We start from the raw sequence: 19,705 nt of genomic DNA on the forward strand, positions 1-19,705 counted from the left end.
TTATGAGGAGGAGAAGGATTTTACAGCCTTCCCCCCACTGCTCTTCCATTTTTGCTTTTGCTCGCTCGTCATCGACGACAAGCGCTTGGTATAATACATAAACAGATCGACATTCCGTATAAATTGAGTCGGGGCATGAATTGTGTTTTGTGCGGTATAGCTTGGGGAAGGCAGCAAAGCCTGCTGCTGCCAAAATAAAGGAGAGATTCCCTTCTGTAACGAGACGGTTATTTGCGTCGATAATATACGCTGAGACAAGCTCATACTGCCGGTAACATGACCGCCTGCGCCTACGATATAGGCCTCTGTCTTAGCTAGCTTATCTTGAATAAGCTTGCCGTTTTTCTCCATTGTAGGTGTGTATGCATGGATGGTGTACTGTTCATTCAACTGACTGGAGGATAGCGGAATTAGGCTTCTTAGAAGCAATGCGGATTGCTCGTGCTCATAGAGACCGTAATATTCCGTACTGTCTGCTTGTGCTGTATGAAACTCACGATCACGAGCGTCCCAATTGTAGCTTGCCCGCTCTGCTGCGGTTAAGCTTACGTACTGCACATGGACGAGCTGATAGGCGTACACCGCAGCAAGCATCATAATGATGATTACTGCAACAATAAGTGGAAACACGAGCACCGCTTCGAGTGATGCACTGCCTCGCTCATCGGTTGTAAATCGCTGAAGCCGTTTGGTGATGTGGCGGAGGTAATGGGTAAGCCGACTAAATTTACACCAGAGTGTATACATCATTTAAATGCGTCATCTATACCTTTTTTCGATTTCGTAAGAAATTTATTTACATATTCAATAATAAAATCCTTAAACGCTAGAAAAATAATGACGACAACGGCAATAATTAATACGATCTCTAGTGTTCCGATTCCTTGTTCGTTCCGCCAAAATGAAACGGTTCCTTGCTTTGCAGCATTCCATAGCTTTTTCATATTCATTCTCCTTTGTATTCATTGCTTCACTACATAAACTGCATCATGAAAATTGCCGGTGCTACGACGAGCACCATCAATAAAAACAATATACCTACTAGAGGAAAGATCATTTTCGAGGAGGCTTCCTCACCCTTAAGTCGGGCTATCGTCTTACGCGATTCCCATAAAGACATATTTAGCTCCTGCACTGAATTAATAAAATGCTCACCTCCTTTACGATAGTTGAGCAGCAGAATCGTAGTAAGCATGGACATCTGCTGTAGGGCACAGTTTCGGTTCAGCTTCTCAACAACGGTCCCGAAGGAAGCACCATTACTTAGCTCGAATACAGCCTGATTCCATTCCACATAGAGCGGATGCTTGCTATTCTGCTTATTTTTCATGCTTTTGACAAAGCTTTGCTGTACTGAATCACCTGCCCCTACGAGCAGCGTTAGCTGTGTTAGCAGCTTAGGCAGCTCCATCAGCATCGCTCTTTTTCTTTGTGCCAACGCATTTTTTGTACCCTGATACAGCTGAAGCACCATAACTACTGCGATGACAACTGCTATTATTGCGATCGCATTTTCATTGAGGGAATAAGCTACCCAGCAGCCAGCAACTAAAACGAGCAGCGCACCACCGATGGCCTCATTGAGCATAAACACCGTTGCTTCAAAGCTCCATTGATAGCGATGATACTGCATCAGATAGCTATGCAGCATGTGCAGCAGCATCGGTGCCCGCTGCTCAAGCCTCAGCTTTTCATACAGCAGATAGGCAGGAGCATAGATTAGCTTTGATGGCGGCTTTGCTTGTTTATACTTCCTTCGTGCTTTAGCTTTCTTCTTAGGCTTGTCCATTGCTGCATGTGTGGCTTTTGAGTCCTTTCCTGCCGCAGCTAGCTGCCGTTCCTTAGCCTCCAGCTTCAACTGCATGATCTCTTTAATGAACTGCTCACTTGGCAGCTGACTTACTCGCATTCCCATCACGTAAAGCATGAACCAAAGCAGTGTGATTAGCGCTGCTGCGTACAGCATTTTTTTCACCTACCTACATTCTGATTGTCGTTAATTTATCCATAATCCAAAACAGCAATAAGAGCAGCAGCAGCACAACCGTTAACAACACGTAGCCGAGCCCTGAATTTAACATGGCCATATAATCTGGTGACATCGTATGGAGAAATTGCAATAACACAAACGGCGCAGCCATCATCATTCTGCCCTCAAGCTTTTTCTGTGCTATGAGGACTTGGATTTCATTATCAATGGAGATCTGATCACTAAGCATAGATGCTGTGCGACGCATTACGGATAACAGATCTCCACCACTTCGCTTACATGTTCGCAACGCATCAACGAATTGTGTCAGCTCCTCAATATTGGCACGTTCAGCAAGCTTTTGTAGGCTATCCTCAATCGTTTCCCCGTTTCGAATGCGTTGATTAATAATATTTAGCTCTGCAATTAACTCGACATTCGTATGAGGATACAGCATCGCCATATCATCACTCGCTACGGCGAAGCAGTTTTCAAGCGAACGTCCTACTGCTAGTGAAGAGACGAGCGACATAAGAATATCCTTCAACTGAAGCTTCATTCGCTGCTTTCTTTTGTGTATGAGCCGTTTTCTATCATAGGAGAGCATTAAGATGGAGGCTGGAGTAACTAGGAGGGAAAGCAGCCATGACTGATATAGGCTGTACGTAATTAATATGAGCAGTGCACTCCAAATGCCAATGCTCTGAATAAGCTCTACACGTGTCATCATATAGTAATCGTAATGAATGAGCCTGTTCAGATTCGCTTCATTGGTAGGCTCTCGCGGCATCGTAGGATGCTGCTTAGCTTTCTTGCGATGCCATTGCAGCAAACGAGGCTGCTTAGCTTTCATCTGCTTGTTCAATACATCACCCCACATCCTCTTGAATAGCTAGACCTGCAAGTGTAAGCTTTTCCGTTCGATAAAGTGGAAAATTCGTTCGCTTCAGCCTTTGGCTTGCGTCCTTTTCCTCGCTGTCGTATTGAAACAACGGCTGCAGTACTATTTCACCATTGTCCATACCAATCATTTGACTAATAGAGTAAACGCCACGGCTTCGATCGTTAAATCGAGTTAGATGAATCATAATATCAATGGCTGAGCTAATTTGTGAGCGCACGACAGGTAATGGAAGATCACTGCCGCTTAATACCATTGTCTCAAGTCTAGATAGCATATCCCAAACATTGTTTGCATGCCCCGTGCTCATCGACCCCTCATGCCCAGTGTTCATCGCCTGCAGCATATCGAGTGCTTCCTTTCCCCTAACCTCACCAACGATGATGCGGTTTGGCCGCATCCTTAGAGAGGCACGGATAAGCTCCCGAATTGAGATTTCACCTTTACCTTCGGTGTTCGCGTTCCGTGTTTCCAGTGATACGAGATTAGGTATCCCTCGAATTTGCAGTTCAGCAGCATCCTCAATTGTTATAATTCGCTCATCGCTCGGAATGTAGCTCGACAAAGCATTGAGGAAGGTTGTTTTCCCAGAGCCAGTCCCGCCGCCAATAAAAATATTGTATTTAGCCTTCACGAGCACCTGTAGAAAAGTAGCGGCTTGTTCAGTCAGAGCTCCGCGCTGGATAAGACGATCCATCGTTAACGGCTGCTCAGGAAACTTTCGAATCGTTATACACGGCCCTCGTAAGGCGATTGGTGGTAATACGATATGAACGCGCGATCCGTCTTGCAGGCGAGCATCCACAATCGGAGATGATTCATTGACGATTCGATTAAGCGGAGATACGATTTGCTGAATCAAATCCTCAAGCCGCTCACGGCTTTCAAATTTCATATCCAGCTTGGTAACATAGCCATCTCGTTCTATAAAAATATCATGCTCGTTATTAATCATAATTTCAGAGATCGTGCGATCCTCTAACAAAGGCTGCAGCGGTCCAAGGCCTCGAAAGCTATGAAAAAGCGCCTGAATCATGAGTAGCTTGTCAGCTGTAGACACATGTCTTGAAGCACTCCAATCAAGCACAGCTTGCTCAATCCAATGACGAAGCTCTTCATCTGTCATTGCTTGCGAGAACAGATGGCTATCACGGAGCTGATCTCTTAACTCATAGATAGTTTGCTCGATCATCCTGCCTTCTCCCCTATAATCATGAGATGCTGTACGCAGCGTTCAATTGCTGCACGATAGCTAATTGAGTCTAGCAGCAGCGGTTCCCTTTCTTGCCACGCTTTGACATAAGGTAATTGCTCATGGATAGGATTGCTAGATTCATTTAAGCAGCTACCATAAGGGTCGTTTAGCACATACCAACGTTTATTGCTAATTTCAGCTAGCCATTCTGAAAACTGCTGCTCTGCTTGTGCTAAAGCCATATGATGTTTGAGCTGCCAGATTGGCTGAGGCAGCATAAGCATATAATGCATATCACACTCGGTAAGCACAGGTAGCGTCCAGCTGTCCAAGCCCGCAGGCATATCAACGATGACATAATCATACAGATTGCTCGAAGCAATTACGCGCAGCAGCTCTTTCGCATCCTCAGCGCTTAGCATCGAACGATCAGCTTCATGTTGGAAGGCACGAAGTGTATGCAGGCGACTAGTTGGCTCTATAAGGACATTATCCGCAAGCCAAGCTGCAGCCTGAGTGGCATTGCTTTTTACTGCATATAGCAGGTCTGAATAGGAGGCTGACCCTTGACTCTTCAACTGGGGCATCAAGAGCTCTGACGTATTCCACAGCTCGAAATTACAATAGAATACTCGGTATCCCTTACTCGCTAATACAGCCGCTGTATGAAGTGCCATCATCGTTTTTCCGCATTGCTCCAGCGTAGAGCATATCGCAACCGTTCTAGGCTGCTCCTGCGGCATGAGCGCTCTCTTTCCATAACTACTCTTACCTCGTTCATAGCGCTGCTGCAGCTGATGCAGTAAGGAGGAGGCCGACTGGAATTTGTATAGCTCTCCAGATTTAAGCTCACGTCTTTCTGTAACGAGCACCGCCATAGGAACATTGCCTCCCTTGCTAATATAGCCTTGCTCGTCAAGCTGTCCTCCACACGCGTCGATGCGAGCTAGAAAGGAAGGCAACAGTTTCTCCTCGACAAGAATGAGCTCTACCCGCTCCAGCTCAGTTACGGGCTGCAGACGCTCCGCATTCGTATACAGCTGGAAACGCCACGTATGATAGATGGGACTAGCCTTCATATAGCTTAGCAATCGCGTAATGTATTCAAGATCAGATGCAATAACTGCAATCGTAATACTCACAATTCTACCTCCTTCTATAGCACTGCCGGCACTTACCATATGAAACTTAGCAGAAACACAAAAAAGCACCGCATAGGGCGCTGTCAGCTGACAGCGACTATACGGTGCTTCCGTTTCTTATTATTTCAAAATGTATCACAATTAGCCAATAACTGTCAACCTTAACTTTAGTGGCTTTATGTGCGCTAGTTTGTTATGAACTAGAAGCAATTAACCAAAGAAGCGTTTAATTTCAATTTCTGCATTTTCCACGGAATCGGAGCCATGAATGACATTGTAATCAACGATTGTCGCAAAGTCTCCACGAATCGTGCCGGCAGCTGCCTCAATCGGGTTCGTAAAGCCAATTAGCGTACGTGCATTGCGAACAGCTTCATGTCCTTCCAGAATCATAGCAAACACTGGACCTGATGTAATGTATTCCACCAGCTCACCGAAGAAAGGCTTCGATTGTAGATGTGCATAGTGAACACTAGCCAGCTCCTCTGAGATCGTCATCAGCTTAGCCTCGGCAATGTTAAAGCCCTTTTCCTCAAAGCGAGTTACAATTTTTCCAATTAAGCCTCTTTTTACGCCATCTGGTTTTATCATGACAAATGTTCTTTCCATTACAATCTCCTCCGATATCGTAGAATTTACTTCGTCTGTTGCTCCGTTAGCTCTAGAAACAGCTCTACATCCTCAGCTACAAGTGCTGCGGCTTCTTCCCAAAAATCAGTTTGTGTCAAATCAACGGCGAGATGCTTCTGCGCTAGCTCCTCCACCGACAATCGTCCTGTATCCTGAAGCAATGCATCATAGGCCGATGCAAAGCTCGGACCTTCCGTTAACGCACGCTTGTAAATTCCTGCGCTGAACAAATAACCAAACGTGTACGGAAAATTATAAAACGGTACATCCGTTAAGTAAAAATGCAGCTTGGCTGCCCAGAAGTGTGGATGATACACAGACAACTGATCGACAAATGCTTCCTGCTGCGCATTCACCATAAGCTCGTTCAGCATTTCAGTCGTTAGCGGTCCCTCACTGCGCTTTTCATAAAAGGCACTCTCGAAAATAAATCGAGCATGTATATTCATGTAGAACGCTACCGCACGTTGAATTTTGTCCTCGACTAGCGCTAGCTTCTCCTCCTTGCTCACAGCACGCTGCAGCGCACGATCAGATACAATCATCTCGGCAAATGTTGAAGCCGTCTCCGCGACATTCATTGCATATTCCTGCGTGAGCGGAGGCATATCCTTCATGACATGCTGATGGTACGCATGACCAAGCTCATGAGCTAGCGTCGATACATTCGACGCAGAGCCCGAGAAGGTCATAAATATTCTCGTCTCCTTGCTTTTCGGGAATGAAGTACAGAAGCCGCCAGGGCGCTTTCCTTGACGATCCTCGGCTTCAATCCACTGCTTTTCAAAGGCTTGCTTCGCAAACGCTGCAAGCTCACTGCTGAAGCCTGAAAATTGCTCAATAATAAAGGCTGCTGCTTCGTCATAGCTCATCTGTTCTCCGCTCGCCGTCGCAAGCGGTGCCTCAACGTCATGCCATTCCAGCTTATCAACGCCAAGCAGCTTAGCTTTGCGTTCAAAGTAAGGTATGAGCAGCTGTTTCCCCTGTTCAACCGCCTGCCACATCGACTTTAGCGTTGCTTCACTCATCCGGTTCATCTGCAGTGGCTCCTGGAGATATGAGCTCCAGCCTCTGTTCTGATACCATTTTAGGCGATAGCCTGACAGGTGATTGAGGGTGTCCGTGAACAAATCAGCCTGCTCACCCCAGCCTTGCTCCCAAAGCTTAAATGCAGCTAGCCGCTTGCTTCGATCTTGATCATCCAGTCGATTTGACATTTGGCCTGCAGAAAGCACCGTATCATCGTCTAATTTGAACGTCATACGTGAAACGATTGTATTGTAGAAGTCTCCCCAGCCATGATAGCCATCGATGGCTAGATCAGCAGCAAGTGACTCTAGCTCAGGCGCCATCTTTTTCTTAGCCAGCTCTCTTCGTTCATTTAGATTATAAGCAACAACAGCAAGCGCTGGCTGTGATAAAAGTCTCACCCACTCCTTCTGCTCAATGCTGCCCAGATGATGATCAAACTCCGTAAGAGCGGAAGTATATGCAGCACTTAAGTTTTTCAAGCGGTCATTGAGCAGCACCGCTTCCTTATCAAACATATTTTGCGCCATAAGGCAGGCTGTATAAGAATCGGCTTCACGCAGCGTGGCAAGCACCTCTTCAACAATTTCTGTTTGCTTCACTAGACTTTCATAGGAAGCAGCGTTTGCTTGCTTAAGCAGCTCTCGAAGCTCAGCTATACGCTGCTCTGCTTGCTTAATTTCTTCTTTTAGCTTTGGAGAGCTTGCTCCTCCTGGGTAAATGCTTTCCAGCTCCCATTGCTGACTATAGGTCATATCGATTCCTCATTTCTAAATTAATAATACATCATCATACATATTTTACCATTAAAACCAAAGACTTCAGAGTATTAAGGTTTGCCAAACTTGTACACTTAGGTGTATAACAGTAAGTATATTGAGTTGGGAGGTGCAACACCATGCTGAAGCAGCTATCACCAGATACTGCAATAAAGCTTGCCAAGGAGCTAGGCATTCCGATTGAGCAGCTTGTCCATACCCCAAGGCATATCGTGCTGGCAAAGCTCGCAGAGCTTGCCAAAAAACAAACACCACAACCTGAATCAGATGAACAGGAAGAGTCTAATAAGGAGTCTGATGCATGATCCCTTTCGAAAATACATGGCCTTATGAAGTCATTATGAATGACTATTATGTAGAGGAGTGTCCTTTTTGCAAAACCGAAAAGGTATTGCTGCCGCTAAAAAAGAAAGAAGTACCTGATATTCAAAGCGGAAAAAAGAAGCTTCTTGTTTTTCCATGCTGCTTCTCGAAGCTAACGATCGTTGACATGGATCAGGACTATTTTTTAGCAGATAGTAAGGTTCGCTCCTATCCTAAGTAAATGAAGCAAAAGCTACAGTTTAAGAGTAATTATTTTACCTTAAACTGTAGCTTTTTATGTTTAATACGAGCTACACGCTTTTCTTCGCACGCTCCCGTTGCTCTGCTGCAAGCTCTGCCGTTTCCTTCCATTGCTCACGACTAGCACGGATCATGCCGGCATCTACAATGGACTGGTCGTTAACGACTCGAGAGAACCATTTCACTGCTTCTTGAAAATTGCCAACGCGCTTATTCAGCTCTCCGATTATATAAAGCAGCCTCGCATTTTTTTCACTATTCGTTTCTTGTTCAAACACAACAATATATTGCTCTAAAGCAAATTGGAGAAAACGCTTTTCTTCCTCTGCTTGTCCCTTATATCGATACAACCACGCAATATGATGTAAAAATCCAGCGATTAAACGAGGCTCCTCCTTCATAAGCTGGGCAATGATGAGCGCTCGTTTATATGTAGTGAGTGCTTGATCAATGGTACGTTCACCATGGAAAAATTGTTCAGTCCAATGCTTGCCAATTTCGTTGTAATAACGCTGTTTTTGCTCGTCGGTCATACGCTTGATTGCATTCTCCGAAAAAGCATAGCCGCATTGTGGACAAACACGAATAACATAATAGTCAGGATTAACCTCATTCTTATAATAACCACAGAAATCAGTATCAGACTTATATGGATTTTTGAAGCTTGGACGAACTTTTGTCACCTTAAAGGTTGTTTGACAGCATGGACACTCAGCAGTAGAGAGATATAACGGATCCAATCAAATTCACTCCTGTTCGGCTGTATTAATAAAATGATATGCAGGTCCTGATAGTCTTTCCAATACAAGCGCCTGAAGTGTTTCAGACAGTTCTACTTCGGCTAATGCCTCCTTCATACAGCTTAGCCATGCATTCGCACTTTTTTCCGTAATAGGGAAAGGCATGTGACGTGCCCTCATCATCGGATGACCATACGCTTCCGTATACAGCATAGGCCCACCAAAAAATTGCGTTAGAAACATATACTGCTTCTCCATCACTGGTGTAATATCCTCTGGGAACAAAGGCCCTATCTCCGGATTTTTCTGAACTTTTGGATAAAAGGCTTCGACGATTTTGCGAATCGTATCAGCACCACCAATGAGCTCGTAAGTACTTTGTTGCGCCATAGCTTCATCACTCCTAAATGTGCTCTACCAATCGTTCTGTTTCATTATACCATATCTCATTCAACTAAATATGACTCCAGCATAGCAAAAAAAGCTGCTCAGCTAAGTGCCGAGCAGCTTGAAAGTAGACTATTTATAATCATAATCCTTTGAATTGGGTGGGGTGGATATCGCTTCTCTGATCACGTATATAAAGGCGCATACAAGAATTCCTGCTAGAATGCTCATAATCATCACTCCATCATTTCATATATCTATAGTATAACATGGTTTTCTCATATTTCTAATGTTGATTTTAATTTTTCTTATAAATAGTGGGGTCTGCTTGTACCAAATTGCTCATATACATCACTATAAGTAATTGAAAATGTCTGACTTTGATTACGTTGTAACACCTTTAGCATATTCGGCATCGAATATGTCTCGCTACCGAAAACTGCGGTGCTCACGTAGCAACGCTCTACGCTGCGCTCCTCGTTTTCTAGTATCGGGCCATCTTCTTGGTACTGAAAGCCAAACATTTTCAACCTTCATTGTAATTGGTAGTTCAAAATGCTCGGCTTTGATTACGAAGTAACACTTTAAGTAAATTCGGCATCGAATATGTCACGCTACCGAAAGCTCCATTGCTCACGTACCAAGAACGTACGCTGCGCTACTCGCTTTCTAGTATCGGGCCATCTTCTCGGTTCTGAAATCCAAGCTTTTTCAACCCATATTTAATTGGTAGTTGAAAAATGCTCAGCTTCGATGACGATGTTAGATCGTGTAGTGGATTCGGCATCGAATATGTCACGCTACCGAAAGCTCCATTGCTCACGTACCAAGAACGTACGCTGCGCTACTCGCTTTCTAGTATCGGGCCATCTTCTTGGTACTGAAAGCCAAACATTTTCAACCTTCATTGTAATTGGTAGTTCAAAATGCTCGGCTTTGATTACGTTGTAACACTTTTAGCATATTCGCCTTCGAATATAAATACATAGGATAGGACGTAAATTCATGATGAAAAAGATATTGCATCCGTTAGCATTGCTCTCTTATTTGTCGCTTATCATTTTGCTGTTAATGCTATTATTTCCTTCACAAGCACTAACTGCCTCGCTACGAGGACTTGAGATTTGGTGGGAGGTGCTTTTCCCTGCACTTTTCCCATTCTTTGTTATATCGGAGCTGATGCTCGGCTTTGGCGTCGTCCATTTTTTCGGTAAAATCCTTGATCCGCTTATGCGCCCCATTTTTAGAATTCCAGGTATCGGTGGCTTTGTTGTTACGCTTGGCTATATCTCCGGCTATCCCGTAGGAGCTAGATTAACAGCACAGCTATATGAACAACAATTACTCAATCGAAGAGAGGGCGAGCGGCTTGTCGCCTTCACAACCTCCTCCGATCCAATCTTCCTAATTGGTGCGGTATCAATCGGATTTTTCGGACAAGCTGAGCTTGCAGTTGTGCTTGCAGCAGCACATTATATTGGGGCGTTAATTATCGGTCTGTTGATGAGATTTCATGATGCTCGAGATGACCGACATGTACCAGACGCTAAGCTGCATATTAAAAGCTTCAGCTATAGACGGACGCTGCTTCATCAGGCACTGCGTGCCATGCATGAGGCCAGATTGCTAGATGGACGACCTTTCTCCGTCATTTTGCAGCAAGCGATTAACTCTGCCATTCGAATGATGATCGTTGTAGGTGGTCTCGTTGTGTTTTTCTCTGTCGTTCTGCAGCTGTTATCTGATGGACAAGTGCTATATATGCTTATTATTGCCCTTCAGGAGCTCTTTCAAATACTGGGAATTTCTACCTCAGTGGCAGAAGCCATTATCCCTGGCATATTTGAGGTAACGCTAGGTGCCCAGCAAGCAAGTATGGCTTCACTGCCCTTGCAGCATCAGGCAGCGATCGCCGTTGCTATTCTATCTTGGGGAGGACTTTCTGTACATGCACAGGTTGCAAGCCTGCTCAGCCAAACGAGTATACGCTATATGCCTTTTTTTATATCGCGTTTCGCCCATAGCATCATCTCTGTGTTGCTGCTGTATGCACTTTGGGACTGGCTGGGACCGAAATAGAATAGGCGCATGTTCTTGAACATTGATCATTTTTCAGCTATGCTCAATATAGAACAGGAATTTGCAAAGGAGTTTATGACATTGAAATATGCTGTTATTGACCGCGGAGATTCATTATCTAAACAATTAGCACGAACATTTATTGAATTAGCAGAGAGTAAAGGTCTTCAGCATGATCAGCAAGAGCCTAATATCGTCATATCGATTGGTGGAGATGGCACACTATTAAAAGCCTTTCATCAATACATCGCCCAAATTGACTCCGTTGCCTTTGTTGGTGTCCACACTGGCCATCTTGGTTTTTATGCGGATTGGAAAGCTAACGAGCTGGAGCTGTTAATAGATAAAATGAGCACGATCGATCCGACGATCGTTCGATATCCGCTAGCTAATATTGAATTAGTTACGAAGTCAGGCACTTATAATTATTTTGCGCTTAACGAATTTACACTAAAGGGCGTCGACAACACGATGGTCGCTCAAGTAAACATTAATGGAGAACAGTTCGAGATGTTCCGTGGCGATGGAATCGTTATATCCACTCCAACTGGAAGTACGGCATATAATAAAAGTCTAGGTGGCACAATCGTTCATCCAGCGATCGAAGCTCTGCAGGTAACCGAGATTGCTTCAATCAACAATATCGTTTACCGTACACTTGGCTCCTCCGTTCTGCTTCCAAAGCATCATTACTGCGATATTATTTGCATGAAGCAGCAGCGTATTCAAATACATGTTGACCATTTAGGTAAAATGTTCGATGATGTTGTATCGATCAAGTGCACCGTTGCATCGAAGAAAGTGAGCTTTGCACGCTATCGACCGTTTCCATTCTGGGATCGTGTTCGCAATGCCTTTATTGGAGTCGACTCTCTTAAATAAAAATAAATGACAAAAAGGCTATGCTTAGGAATTAACCTAGCATAGCCTTTTTACTTATTCATTCGTTATTGCATTTGATGCTTTTTCTTTTTCATTATTTTGGCCTTTTGGGCCTTTGTTCTTTTTATCAAAGGGACGAGGTCCTCTGCGATGAAAATCCTTACGCTTTGGCTTCCCTTCCTTTTTATGCTCTTGCTTCGTGTCAGAACTAGCCTCAGCGTTGTCCTGTTGAGCATGCTTTTGCTTAGAGCCGCCCTGTCGCTGATTACGCGGACGCGGCTTTTCATGAGCCCCATCCTCAGAGGCTGAGTCATGTCCGGATTTATCACGATGTGCAGCACGCTTGCTGCGTTGTGTTGGCTGGTCCTTTTGATTAGCTCCACCATTATCCTCAGCGGACGAAACAGTAGCAGACTTATCTTTATCCTTCGATTTCTGTTCCCTAGGAACTGGAACTGGTCGAATATATTCAAGCTCTTCAATAAAGATATCGTCATCGCTTGTTTCCAGAGCCTCTGAACCCTGCTTTTTCTCAATAATGAAATAAGCACAGCCAAAGTTGCAATATTCGTTAATATAGTCCGTCATGTAGGAATATGTTGAATCCTTTGTTGCCTTCTGGTGACCATCACGGAAAAAGCCCTTTAACCGCAGCTGGTTATAACCCCAGTCTCCTACAATATAGTCATATCGTTCTAATACTTCACTATAACGATTACGAAATGCTTCGACGTTCCAGCCATTTCGATTCTCAAATATTAATTCATACGTATTACCTGCAATATGAATAAATGCCATTGCAGCACCTCTCCCCAGCTTAGATCAAAACATTTGAACATGCGCCAGATGAATTTGACTGATCTGTAGCTTCTGACATTGTAGTAGTTTGTTGTACTTGCTGATCTGCTTCGATTGCTGCGTAAGCAGAATCAGTTTGTTCATGAGCATGATATGAACTGCGAACGAGAGGGCCTGACTCTACGTGACGGAAGCCACGTGACAAACCTTCTTGCTTTAATTGTGCAAATTCATCTGGATGTACATAACGCTCAATTGGTAGATGCTTAGGTGTAGGCTGCAAATATTGACCAAGCGTCAAAATATTGCAGTCAACCGCGCGTAAATCATCCATCGCTTCTAATATTTCATCCCATTGTTCACCTACGCCCAGCATAATGCTTGATTTCGTAGGAATTTTCGGTTTCATTTCCTTCGCACGCTTTAATAGCTCTAACGATCTTTCATATTTTGCCTTCGCACGTACGCGATCCGATAAGCGACTAACCGTCTCGATGTTATGATTTAGTATGTCTGGGTTGGCATCCATAACGACCTGCAGGGCATCCCAGTTCCCCATAAAGTCTGGAATTAACACCTCAACGCGGCAAAACGGCAAACGCTTGCGAATAGCACGAATGGTAGCTGCGAATATTGAAGCTCCGCCATCCGCCAAATCATCACGAGCAACGGAAGTAACGACACAATGACGAAGATCCATCTGCTCAGCTGCCTCTGCGACACGTTCTGGTTCCTGTAAGTCAAGCTCAGTTGGCAATCCAGTATTTACAGCACAAAACCGGCATGCTCGAGTACAAATATCTCCCAATATCATAAATGTTGCCGTTCGATTCGTCCAGCATTCATAAATATTAGGGCAGCGAGCTTCTTCACATACCGTATGTAGAGTTTTTGTTCGCATCATTTGTTTAATTTCTGTATAGTTACCACCGGTTGTTAGCTTAATGCGAAGCCAGTCTGGTTTTTCTAATTTTTCACGTTGTTTCATTGGACAGTACCTGCTTTCAATAACTTTTCAAACGATGACATTGCTCTTATTATAACATAAATTCCAGTAATAAAAGCGGCTATTCCAACTGAACCAGTCAGTATTGGATATTTTTCAGCATGTTTGGTGAACAATATGGTTAACGCAAAACCTCTGTCTGAAAGGATGATTGATGTGACTGGGCTCCGATATGTTATGTCCGTTCTACTTATTGCTATCTTTCTACTTCCAGCTTACGCTTATACTTCCCCTTATACTGCAGCTGAAAAAAAGAAACAGCGCAGTACTGAAGAAATCTTTACAGAACGATTAGAGCTATACAATAACCTTTCTGTGATGACGGGCATGTCTTGGGAATGGATTGCTGCCATTGATCAATATGAACGAACAATGACAAAGGCCAAGCCAAAGCTAAGACCACAGCTCGGAGACTTAACCGGTGTATATATCGATGAGTACCGTTGGGCCGGAGCATTTAATCCAGACCCAAGCGATGAGCAGTTGTTCTCCATAGAATTTTTTCAGGGTATAGGTAAAGATGGTAATGGTGATGGATTAGCGAGCCGTTCAGACGACACTGATCTGCTCTATACGATCCTGCATCTTGTGAGTCAGCATGGGATTACTGACGAGGATATCGCGATTGGGCTGTGGGAGTATTATCAGAATCCGAGAGCAGTACAGCGTATCCAGCAATTTCACCAGCTATACAGTGAACACGAGAAGCTTAATTTGTTCGAGCATGCCTTTCCACTGCCTATAGGCAATAACTATTCTTATCGTGACACTTGGGGTGACCGAAGAGGCTGGGGTGGACGTCGCATCCATGAAGGAACCGATATATTTGCTGGCCACGGGACTCCGGTGCGAAGCACATGCTATGGCGTCATTGAAATTAAAGGCTGGAATCGCTACGGTGGTTGGCGAGTAGGTATACGCGATCTTAATAGTCATTATCACTATTATGCTCACCTATCTGGCTTTACGAAGGAGCTTGCTATCGGTCAGACGGTTAAGCCTGGTGAGGTTATTGGCTGGGTAGGAAGCTCAGGCTATGGCAAGCCTGGAACATCTGGAAAATTCCCTCCGCATCTTCATTACGGCATATATAGTGATCGAGGATTTATTGAATGGGCTTTTGATCCTTACCCGAGCCTCAAGCATTGGGAAAATGAAGAGCGCAGACGCCTTCGCAAATAGCGATGTGCGTGCTGCGCTTTTTTTTGTTATTTTTACGTAATATCTCTACGGCGTTAGGCTGAAGCTACTGACTGATTGCTCATCCTTAATCTCTTCAACAGGGTCAGCATTTCCATCCTTGGACACCGTGTTAGATGGGTCGCTCGAAATGCCTTGGCCAGAATGAAGCGGTACAGATATATTCGGAGCTTGAGGTGCGGATTCGCCAATAGGCTTACCCGAGCTGTCATAATAATACATCGGCACATCCCCAACGACGAGCAGATAGGAAATCGGTATCTCAGCTTCTACAATTTCTGGTTCTGTATCGAACGGAATAATAATAGCAACCTCCGTGATGACTTTAATATAGACCTCGACAAGCACCATATTAATCGCTGCATTCTTCTCCCTTGTATTAAGCTCAACCTTCACTGCTCCAAGAGGCTCAAATGTAACCGGTATTTTCGGACCATAGGTGGAAATAATTGCACTGTCTAATGCGTGCCCAAGTGGAATCCTTTCAGGCATATGTTGAATTTCTGACAGCGTCGTTTGAACCGTTTGAATGGTGGACGATGTGATCCGCATATGCTCATTATAGTTGAGCATAAAGCCAGAAATTTTACCTTTGCTGTCCATCTTCCACTCAATGAGCTCCTCTGATGCAGCACGCTGAGCAACCTGTTCCGTAATTGCACCATTGATCGCTTGTGTGGCAACCTGCTTAATTCTAATTTTCGCAACATGCATTAAGGGCTGACGAATATTCTTCTCGATAAACACAAAGGAAGGCACCGCAAAAATAAGCATTAGAATGAACGCAATGAGCAGCCCTCGTTTCCAGCCTCCCTTTTTCCGCGCAGTACGGGCAGTTAATTTACCTGGGGAAGGTGAAAATGATGAAGCCGGCTGATCAGCATCTCGATGGATACGCAGTCGCCCCCAGCTTATGCTCGCTGCTTTTGGCTTTGACTTAAAAACACTTGGCTTCTTTTTTGCAGAAGATGCTGGTTGAACGCTCCACTGTTTTCTCTTCCAGCTTGAGGCTGAATATGCTCGCTGACCTTTCCCTGTTAGCCACTGTGATAAATACCAGCTCAATCCTTTTCGTCCCCATCTAGCCATCGCATCACCCCCTTCTTCCTTATCGTATGCTTTAACCTATTGAAAAAGACGAGCAGAGTTTGTTCGATGGACGGCTCTATAAGGAAATTCATTTGCGGTAAGCAACAGTTTATTAAGGGCGCACTGCACACTAAAAAACACTAAAAAAGCATGCCGTAAGCTGGACGGAGCCAGCTACAGCATGCTTTTCCTTATTACTACAGTAAACTTTTTATGTAGGATATATGATGTGCTAATGCTTCTTCCGTAGGTCGCGCCAGACTAAAGTCCTCCATGCTTAACCAGCCGTCGTAGCCGATATCATGAAGCGCTTCCATAACTTGCGGCCAGTAAACCTCGCCTTCATCAATCGTGCGCCACTCTACCTGCCATGGAGGTGTTGCTCCAGGTATATGTCGTGCAGCCGCATTTTTAACATGAACATAGGCGAGATATGGACCTAGTATGTCAAGACCCATTCGATAGGCTTCAAAGCCTTCATGCACCAAATTGCCAGGATCATAGATGACCCCAATATGCTGAGGGTCAAATTCATCAACAAGCCGCCTTGCTGCCGATGCACTGCAAGCAATATTACCGTGATGCGTCTCAATTAAACCTTGCACACCATACTGCTTGCTTAAAGCCTCCACCTGCTTCAAATAGCCTTTGCCAGCCTTTAGTGCGTCCCAATAATGAGTGTCATGGGAATACCCTGGCACAGATATACGCACTGATGGCGAGCCGAGTAGGACAGCAGCCTTCATTGCTTGCTCTGTAGCCTGCAAATTACCTTCTCTAATATAAGCAGCTAGATTAGGGATCTCCAAGCCGTGTGCCTGAGTCATGGCAGCAATCTGGCGCAGCTCCTCCTCAGTGCTGTCCGCGGGTACAGTAGAACGATTATTTCCCCAGAATGAAGGTGCCTCATGAGAGCGACTCTGATCAGGATTAGTGAATCGCCACTCCACACCATCATAGCCATGCTTCTGAAGCAATCGAACTGTCTCCTCTGGGCTGCAGTCTGGCATCATTACAGTAAACACCGCAAATTTCATTAGCTTCACTCCTAACTTTGAGCATCCTTTTAAGCACAAGTTCAAAAAGTTCACCTTTCAGCACCGAAGAGTAACCTTCCGATGTGCGTTTTTTCAAAGCGCTTGACTTGAATAAAGCTAGGGAATGAGGAGCTCAGCGTACGTATTTGGTACGTGAGCACTGGAAGACCCTGGTGAATTCAAAATTCGATGTCGAGTTACATACAGTATGACTTCGTGATCAAAGGGGGACCTTTTTGAACATCCTTTAGATACAAGTTCAAAAAGTTCACCTTTCAGCACCGAGAAGTTTGAATAAAGCTAGGGAATGAGGAGCGCAGCGTACGTACTTGGTACGTGAGCACCGGAAGACCCGGGTGAATTCAAAATTCGATGTCGAGTTACATACAGTATGACTTCGTGATCAAAGGGGGATCTTTTTGAACATCCTTTAATTAGAAGCATAACAAATATTAGGATAGCCAGCTTAGCCTACATTGCCCATAATTTCATTTTCATTGATTATAATTGACGTTATAATAGTTGCAAACGAAATCTATCTTTTCACTAAGGAGGAGTTATGTCCATACTTCGCAAGCTGTTTACCGACGAAGATTTTCAAGAAGCTGTCGATCAAGAAAGCTTGATCCGCGTCTTTAAGGATAATCATATTGTAGAGCATCGAGTTATTGTTATACGCTTTAATGAGAGCACGGTCATTACACAAAGCAATGTGAGCGATCTTACCTATCACAATCGGGCGGATTGTGAATTTTATCTTCTTAAGCTGTAGCAGGAAATGTAATGACGACAAGAAGTTCTTTAAGAGATTGCTCAAGCTACTTCAAGCTTCGAATACGCAAATCCTCAGTAAGCAGTGCACGTTGAAACAATATACTCATCAATATTGAAGTAAGTGCTGCTGCGCCTGTTAGTACAAACAGGATAAGCAGCTGATATTTCACTGCCTCAGTCGGACTAGCACCAGCTATGATCATCCCTGTCATCATGCCGGGCAGCTGGACTAGTCCGACTGTTTTAAGCGCATCTATGGTTGGAATCATGCTAAAGCGAACTGCACGCTGCATAAGACGATGCAGACTTTGCTTCTGTGTAGCACCTAAAGCAAGAAACATCTCAATCTCTTCCTTCGAAGCTTCACCTTCCCGCTTCAGCTGAGTAAGAAATAAGCCCGAAACAACCATCGCATTTCCTATCGTCATACCGCTTAATGGGATAATATACTGTGCTGTTGGCTCAATCATCCCTAGCCCAAGGAGCATAAGCATAACAAATGCTTCAACTGAACCGATACACAGCATCAGCTTCCACACTGCAGGCTTGAATATTTTTCCTCGCTTCGCCGCATTGATCGATGCGGTAGTTATCATAACCATAATAATTCCAATGAGCATCCATAGCTTGTGCTGCGCAAATACATAGCCAAGAATGTAGCCAATTGCGAGCAGCTGTATCGTAGCCCGAACCGTTCCAATAATAATGTCCTTCTCTAATCCAAGCTTTCTTCTGAGTGAGATGAACATCGTCACAGCGATAAAAATTAACGTAAAGCTTAGTGCTAAATAACTCATGCCGTCACCTCTACTCGGTTGCTCGTTATGACGTGATTATCGAAGCTCCACTGCTCGTTAGCAATTCGAGCAATTTGGTCAGGCTGATGTGTGATCCATACATAGGCGCGATCCCGTTCTTCAGCCCAGCCTTTGAGGAGCTCCTCAACATGATGCGTATGTGCTTCATCTAGTGATGCAGTAACCTCATCCAGCAGCAGTACCTGCGGCTCAAGCAATAGACTTCGAACGAGTGCTAATCGTTGCTGCTCCCCACCTGACAACTGAAGAGCGTCAGACTTCCAGTCAAGTGCACTGAGCCCTACCTTTTCCAGCAAATGCTCAGCAGTATCCTTGTTGAAAGGCAGCTGATGCAGCTGACTAGGCAGCTTTAGGTTATCTTCGATTGATCCCGAAAGCATTGTCGCATGCTGTGCGACATAATGAATATGTCGTCGCCAATTCGTTATCGGTATCTCCGTTGCCTCTTGATCATTCCAGCTTAACGTGCCTGATGCGGGAAGTTGAAGACGGGCTAATATTTTTAATAGACTGCTTTTACCTTGTCCTGAGGCACCGGTACAAGCAATGCGTGACCCTTCCCGAATAGAAGCTGTATATGGTTGGAACAATTCCTTCCCTTCATCCAGGAAGCGCTGTGAAACGCGATGCAGACTAAGCTTAAGCGGCATCCTTACACCTACCTTATATTTATCCTTCAAATTATA

At 44.5% G+C, this 19,705-nt stretch carries 22 protein-coding genes and 1 pseudogene; 6 read left to right on the top strand and 17 right to left on the bottom strand.

Annotation, left to right across the window (positions count from 1 at the left end; translation table 11 throughout):
- The 8 genes from NSQ99_RS15095 to NSQ99_RS15130 form a co-directional block, all read right to left on the bottom strand.
- On the bottom strand, nucleotides 1-750 hold the full coding sequence (locus tag NSQ99_RS15095) for a TadE/TadG family type IV pilus assembly protein (protein WP_340837537.1): 750 nt from the start codon (nucleotides 748-750) through the stop codon (nucleotides 1-3).
- Entirely contained in the window at nucleotides 747-944 is a 198-nt protein-coding gene (locus NSQ99_RS15100; RefSeq protein WP_340837539.1) for a Flp1 family type IVb pilin, read from the bottom strand. The genes NSQ99_RS15095 and NSQ99_RS15100 overlap by 4 nt, the downstream gene beginning before the upstream one ends.
- Before the next feature lie 29 nt (nucleotides 945-973).
- Nucleotides 974-1,975 (bottom strand): hypothetical protein, encoded by a 1,002-nt coding sequence (locus NSQ99_RS15105; protein ID WP_340837541.1) that lies wholly within the window; start codon nucleotides 1,973-1,975, stop codon nucleotides 974-976.
- A 4-nt stretch (nucleotides 1,976-1,979) separates the two neighbouring features.
- Nucleotides 1,980-2,822 carry a type II secretion system F family protein gene (locus tag NSQ99_RS15110; protein ID WP_340837543.1) on the bottom strand — a complete coding sequence of 281 codons (843 nt, stop codon included), beginning with the start codon at nucleotides 2,820-2,822 and terminating at the stop codon, nucleotides 1,980-1,982.
- A 16-nt stretch (nucleotides 2,823-2,838) separates the two neighbouring features.
- On the bottom strand, nucleotides 2,839-4,062 hold the full coding sequence (locus NSQ99_RS15115) for a CpaF family protein (protein ID WP_340837545.1): 1,224 nt from the start codon (nucleotides 4,060-4,062) through the stop codon (nucleotides 2,839-2,841).
- On the bottom strand, nucleotides 4,059-5,207 hold the full coding sequence (locus tag NSQ99_RS15120) for a hypothetical protein (RefSeq protein ID WP_340837547.1): 1,149 nt from the start codon (nucleotides 5,205-5,207) through the stop codon (nucleotides 4,059-4,061). Before NSQ99_RS15120 ends, NSQ99_RS15115 begins: the two co-directional genes overlap by 4 nt.
- A 210-nt stretch (nucleotides 5,208-5,417) precedes the next feature.
- Nucleotides 5,418-5,816, bottom strand: coding sequence for a nucleoside-diphosphate kinase (gene ndk / locus NSQ99_RS15125; protein ID WP_340837548.1), 399 nt, complete (start codon nucleotides 5,814-5,816; stop codon nucleotides 5,418-5,420).
- A 26-nt stretch (nucleotides 5,817-5,842) separates the two neighbouring features.
- Nucleotides 5,843-7,621 carry a M3 family oligoendopeptidase gene (locus tag NSQ99_RS15130; protein ID WP_340837550.1) on the bottom strand — a complete coding sequence of 593 codons (1,779 nt, stop codon included), beginning with the start codon at nucleotides 7,619-7,621 and terminating at the stop codon, nucleotides 5,843-5,845.
- A gap of 143 nt (nucleotides 7,622-7,764) precedes the next feature.
- On the opposite strand from NSQ99_RS15130, the gene NSQ99_RS15135 reads away from it, so the two are divergent.
- Together NSQ99_RS15135 and NSQ99_RS15140 are read left to right on the top strand one after the other, a co-directional pair.
- Nucleotides 7,765-7,950, top strand: a complete 186-nt coding sequence (locus tag NSQ99_RS15135; protein ID WP_340837552.1) for a YycC family protein — start codon at nucleotides 7,765-7,767, stop codon at nucleotides 7,948-7,950.
- Nucleotides 7,947-8,189 carry a hypothetical protein gene (locus NSQ99_RS15140; protein WP_251666117.1) on the top strand — a complete coding sequence of 81 codons (243 nt, stop codon included), beginning with the start codon at nucleotides 7,947-7,949 and terminating at the stop codon, nucleotides 8,187-8,189. The genes NSQ99_RS15135 and NSQ99_RS15140 overlap by 4 nt, the downstream gene beginning before the upstream one ends.
- Nucleotides 8,190-8,259: 70 nt before the next feature.
- Here NSQ99_RS15140 and NSQ99_RS15145 read toward each other — a convergent pair whose 3' ends face one another.
- From NSQ99_RS15145 to NSQ99_RS15155, 3 genes are all read right to left on the bottom strand, one after another.
- On the bottom strand, nucleotides 8,260-8,949 hold the full coding sequence (locus NSQ99_RS15145) for a DUF2225 domain-containing protein (RefSeq protein ID WP_251666118.1): 690 nt from the start codon (nucleotides 8,947-8,949) through the stop codon (nucleotides 8,260-8,262).
- Nucleotides 8,950-8,955: 6 nt separating this feature from the next.
- Nucleotides 8,956-9,339, bottom strand: coding sequence for a globin domain-containing protein (locus NSQ99_RS15150; protein ID WP_251666119.1), 384 nt, complete (start codon nucleotides 9,337-9,339; stop codon nucleotides 8,956-8,958).
- 305 nt (nucleotides 9,340-9,644) lie between these two features.
- Nucleotides 9,645-9,866, bottom strand: coding sequence for a hypothetical protein (locus NSQ99_RS15155; RefSeq protein WP_340837555.1), 222 nt, complete (start codon nucleotides 9,864-9,866; stop codon nucleotides 9,645-9,647).
- A gap of 475 nt (nucleotides 9,867-10,341) precedes the next feature.
- On the opposite strand from NSQ99_RS15155, the gene ylbJ reads away from it, so the two are divergent.
- Both ylbJ and NSQ99_RS15165 read left to right on the top strand, forming a co-directional pair.
- The gene (ylbJ, locus tag NSQ99_RS15160) at nucleotides 10,342-11,415 is read left to right on the top strand and encodes a sporulation integral membrane protein YlbJ (protein WP_251666120.1); all 1,074 of its coding nucleotides are present in this window, start codon (nucleotides 10,342-10,344) and stop codon (nucleotides 11,413-11,415) included.
- 81 nt (nucleotides 11,416-11,496) lie between these two features.
- Nucleotides 11,497-12,297 (top strand): NAD kinase, encoded by an 801-nt coding sequence (locus NSQ99_RS15165; protein ID WP_251666121.1) that lies wholly within the window; start codon nucleotides 11,497-11,499, stop codon nucleotides 12,295-12,297.
- 527 nt (nucleotides 12,298-12,824) lie between these two features.
- Here the strand turns inward: NSQ99_RS15165 and NSQ99_RS23255 are convergent.
- Both NSQ99_RS23255 and lipA read right to left on the bottom strand, forming a co-directional pair.
- Nucleotides 12,825-13,095: pseudogene (locus NSQ99_RS23255) on the bottom strand (YutD family protein); the annotation flags it as partial.
- Between the two features lie 19 nt (nucleotides 13,096-13,114).
- The gene (lipA, locus tag NSQ99_RS15175; RefSeq protein ID WP_251666123.1) at nucleotides 13,115-14,083 is read right to left on the bottom strand and encodes a lipoyl synthase; all 969 of its coding nucleotides are present in this window, start codon (nucleotides 14,081-14,083) and stop codon (nucleotides 13,115-13,117) included.
- A 195-nt stretch (nucleotides 14,084-14,278) separates the two neighbouring features.
- Between lipA and NSQ99_RS15180 the strand changes: the two genes are divergently transcribed.
- A complete protein-coding gene (locus NSQ99_RS15180; RefSeq protein ID WP_340837559.1) occupies nucleotides 14,279-15,283 on the top strand; it encodes a M23 family metallopeptidase in 1,005 nt (334 codons plus the stop codon).
- A 45-nt stretch (nucleotides 15,284-15,328) separates the two neighbouring features.
- Here the strand turns inward: NSQ99_RS15180 and yunB are convergent, their stop codons facing one another.
- Together yunB and NSQ99_RS15190 are read right to left on the bottom strand one after the other, a co-directional pair.
- Nucleotides 15,329-16,390: a sporulation protein YunB gene (gene yunB / locus NSQ99_RS15185; RefSeq protein ID WP_340837561.1), complete on the bottom strand. Its 1,062-nt coding sequence runs from the start codon at nucleotides 16,388-16,390 to the stop codon at nucleotides 15,329-15,331.
- A gap of 197 nt (nucleotides 16,391-16,587) precedes the next feature.
- Nucleotides 16,588-17,427, bottom strand: coding sequence for a sugar phosphate isomerase/epimerase family protein (locus NSQ99_RS15190; RefSeq protein ID WP_340837563.1), 840 nt, complete (start codon nucleotides 17,425-17,427; stop codon nucleotides 16,588-16,590).
- A gap of 559 nt (nucleotides 17,428-17,986) precedes the next feature.
- On the opposite strand from NSQ99_RS15190, the gene NSQ99_RS15195 reads away from it, so the two are divergent.
- The gene (locus NSQ99_RS15195) at nucleotides 17,987-18,199 is read left to right on the top strand and encodes a hypothetical protein (protein WP_251666126.1); all 213 of its coding nucleotides are present in this window, start codon (nucleotides 17,987-17,989) and stop codon (nucleotides 18,197-18,199) included.
- Nucleotides 18,200-18,245: 46 nt separating this feature from the next.
- On the opposite strand, the gene NSQ99_RS15200 is transcribed toward NSQ99_RS15195, so the two are convergent.
- Entirely contained in the window at nucleotides 18,246-18,998 is a 753-nt protein-coding gene (locus NSQ99_RS15200) for an ABC transporter permease (protein ID WP_340837565.1), read from the bottom strand.
- Entirely contained in the window at nucleotides 18,995-19,699 is a 705-nt protein-coding gene (locus NSQ99_RS15205) for an ABC transporter ATP-binding protein (protein WP_340837566.1), read from the bottom strand. Before NSQ99_RS15205 ends, NSQ99_RS15200 begins: the two co-directional genes overlap by 4 nt.
- Between the last annotated feature and the right edge of the window lie 6 nt (nucleotides 19,700-19,705).

Origin of the sequence: Paenibacillus sp. FSL W7-1287 (genome assembly GCF_038004245.1) — a bacterium.
Classification (GTDB): domain Bacteria; phylum Bacillota; class Bacilli; order Paenibacillales; family Paenibacillaceae; genus Pristimantibacillus; species Pristimantibacillus camelliae.

Bases quoted from the DNA above. Each gene is read 5' to 3' on its own strand.
- NSQ99_RS15095 (WP_340837537.1), bottom strand. From the start codon at position 750: ATGATGTATACACTCTGGTGTAAATTTAGTCGGCTTACCCATTACCTC.
- NSQ99_RS15100 (WP_340837539.1), bottom strand. From the start codon at position 944: ATGAAAAAGCTATGGAATGCTGCAAAGCAAGGAACCGTTTCATTTTGG.
- NSQ99_RS15110 (WP_340837543.1), bottom strand. From the start codon at position 2,822: ATGAAAGCTAAGCAGCCTCGTTTGCTGCAATGGCATCGCAAGAAAGCT.
- NSQ99_RS15115 (WP_340837545.1), bottom strand. From the start codon at position 4,062: ATGATCGAGCAAACTATCTATGAGTTAAGAGATCAGCTCCGTGATAGC.
- ndk (WP_340837548.1), bottom strand. From the start codon at position 5,816: ATGGAAAGAACATTTGTCATGATAAAACCAGATGGCGTAAAAAGAGGC.
- NSQ99_RS15130 (WP_340837550.1), bottom strand. From the start codon at position 7,621: ATGACCTATAGTCAGCAATGGGAGCTGGAAAGCATTTACCCAGGAGGA.
- NSQ99_RS15135 (WP_340837552.1), top strand. From the start codon at position 7,765: ATGCTGAAGCAGCTATCACCAGATACTGCAATAAAGCTTGCCAAGGAG.
- NSQ99_RS15140 (WP_251666117.1), top strand. From the start codon at position 7,947: ATGATCCCTTTCGAAAATACATGGCCTTATGAAGTCATTATGAATGAC.
- NSQ99_RS15150 (WP_251666119.1), bottom strand. From the start codon at position 9,339: ATGGCGCAACAAAGTACTTACGAGCTCATTGGTGGTGCTGATACGATT.
- ylbJ (WP_251666120.1), top strand. From the start codon at position 10,342: ATGATGAAAAAGATATTGCATCCGTTAGCATTGCTCTCTTATTTGTCG.
- lipA (WP_251666123.1), bottom strand. From the start codon at position 14,083: ATGAAACAACGTGAAAAATTAGAAAAACCAGACTGGCTTCGCATTAAG.
- NSQ99_RS15180 (WP_340837559.1), top strand. From the start codon at position 14,279: ATGTCCGTTCTACTTATTGCTATCTTTCTACTTCCAGCTTACGCTTAT.
- yunB (WP_340837561.1), bottom strand. From the start codon at position 16,390: ATGGCTAGATGGGGACGAAAAGGATTGAGCTGGTATTTATCACAGTGG.
- NSQ99_RS15190 (WP_340837563.1), bottom strand. From the start codon at position 17,427: ATGAAATTTGCGGTGTTTACTGTAATGATGCCAGACTGCAGCCCAGAG.
- NSQ99_RS15195 (WP_251666126.1), top strand. From the start codon at position 17,987: ATGTCCATACTTCGCAAGCTGTTTACCGACGAAGATTTTCAAGAAGCT.
- NSQ99_RS15200 (WP_340837565.1), bottom strand. From the start codon at position 18,998: ATGAGTTATTTAGCACTAAGCTTTACGTTAATTTTTATCGCTGTGACG.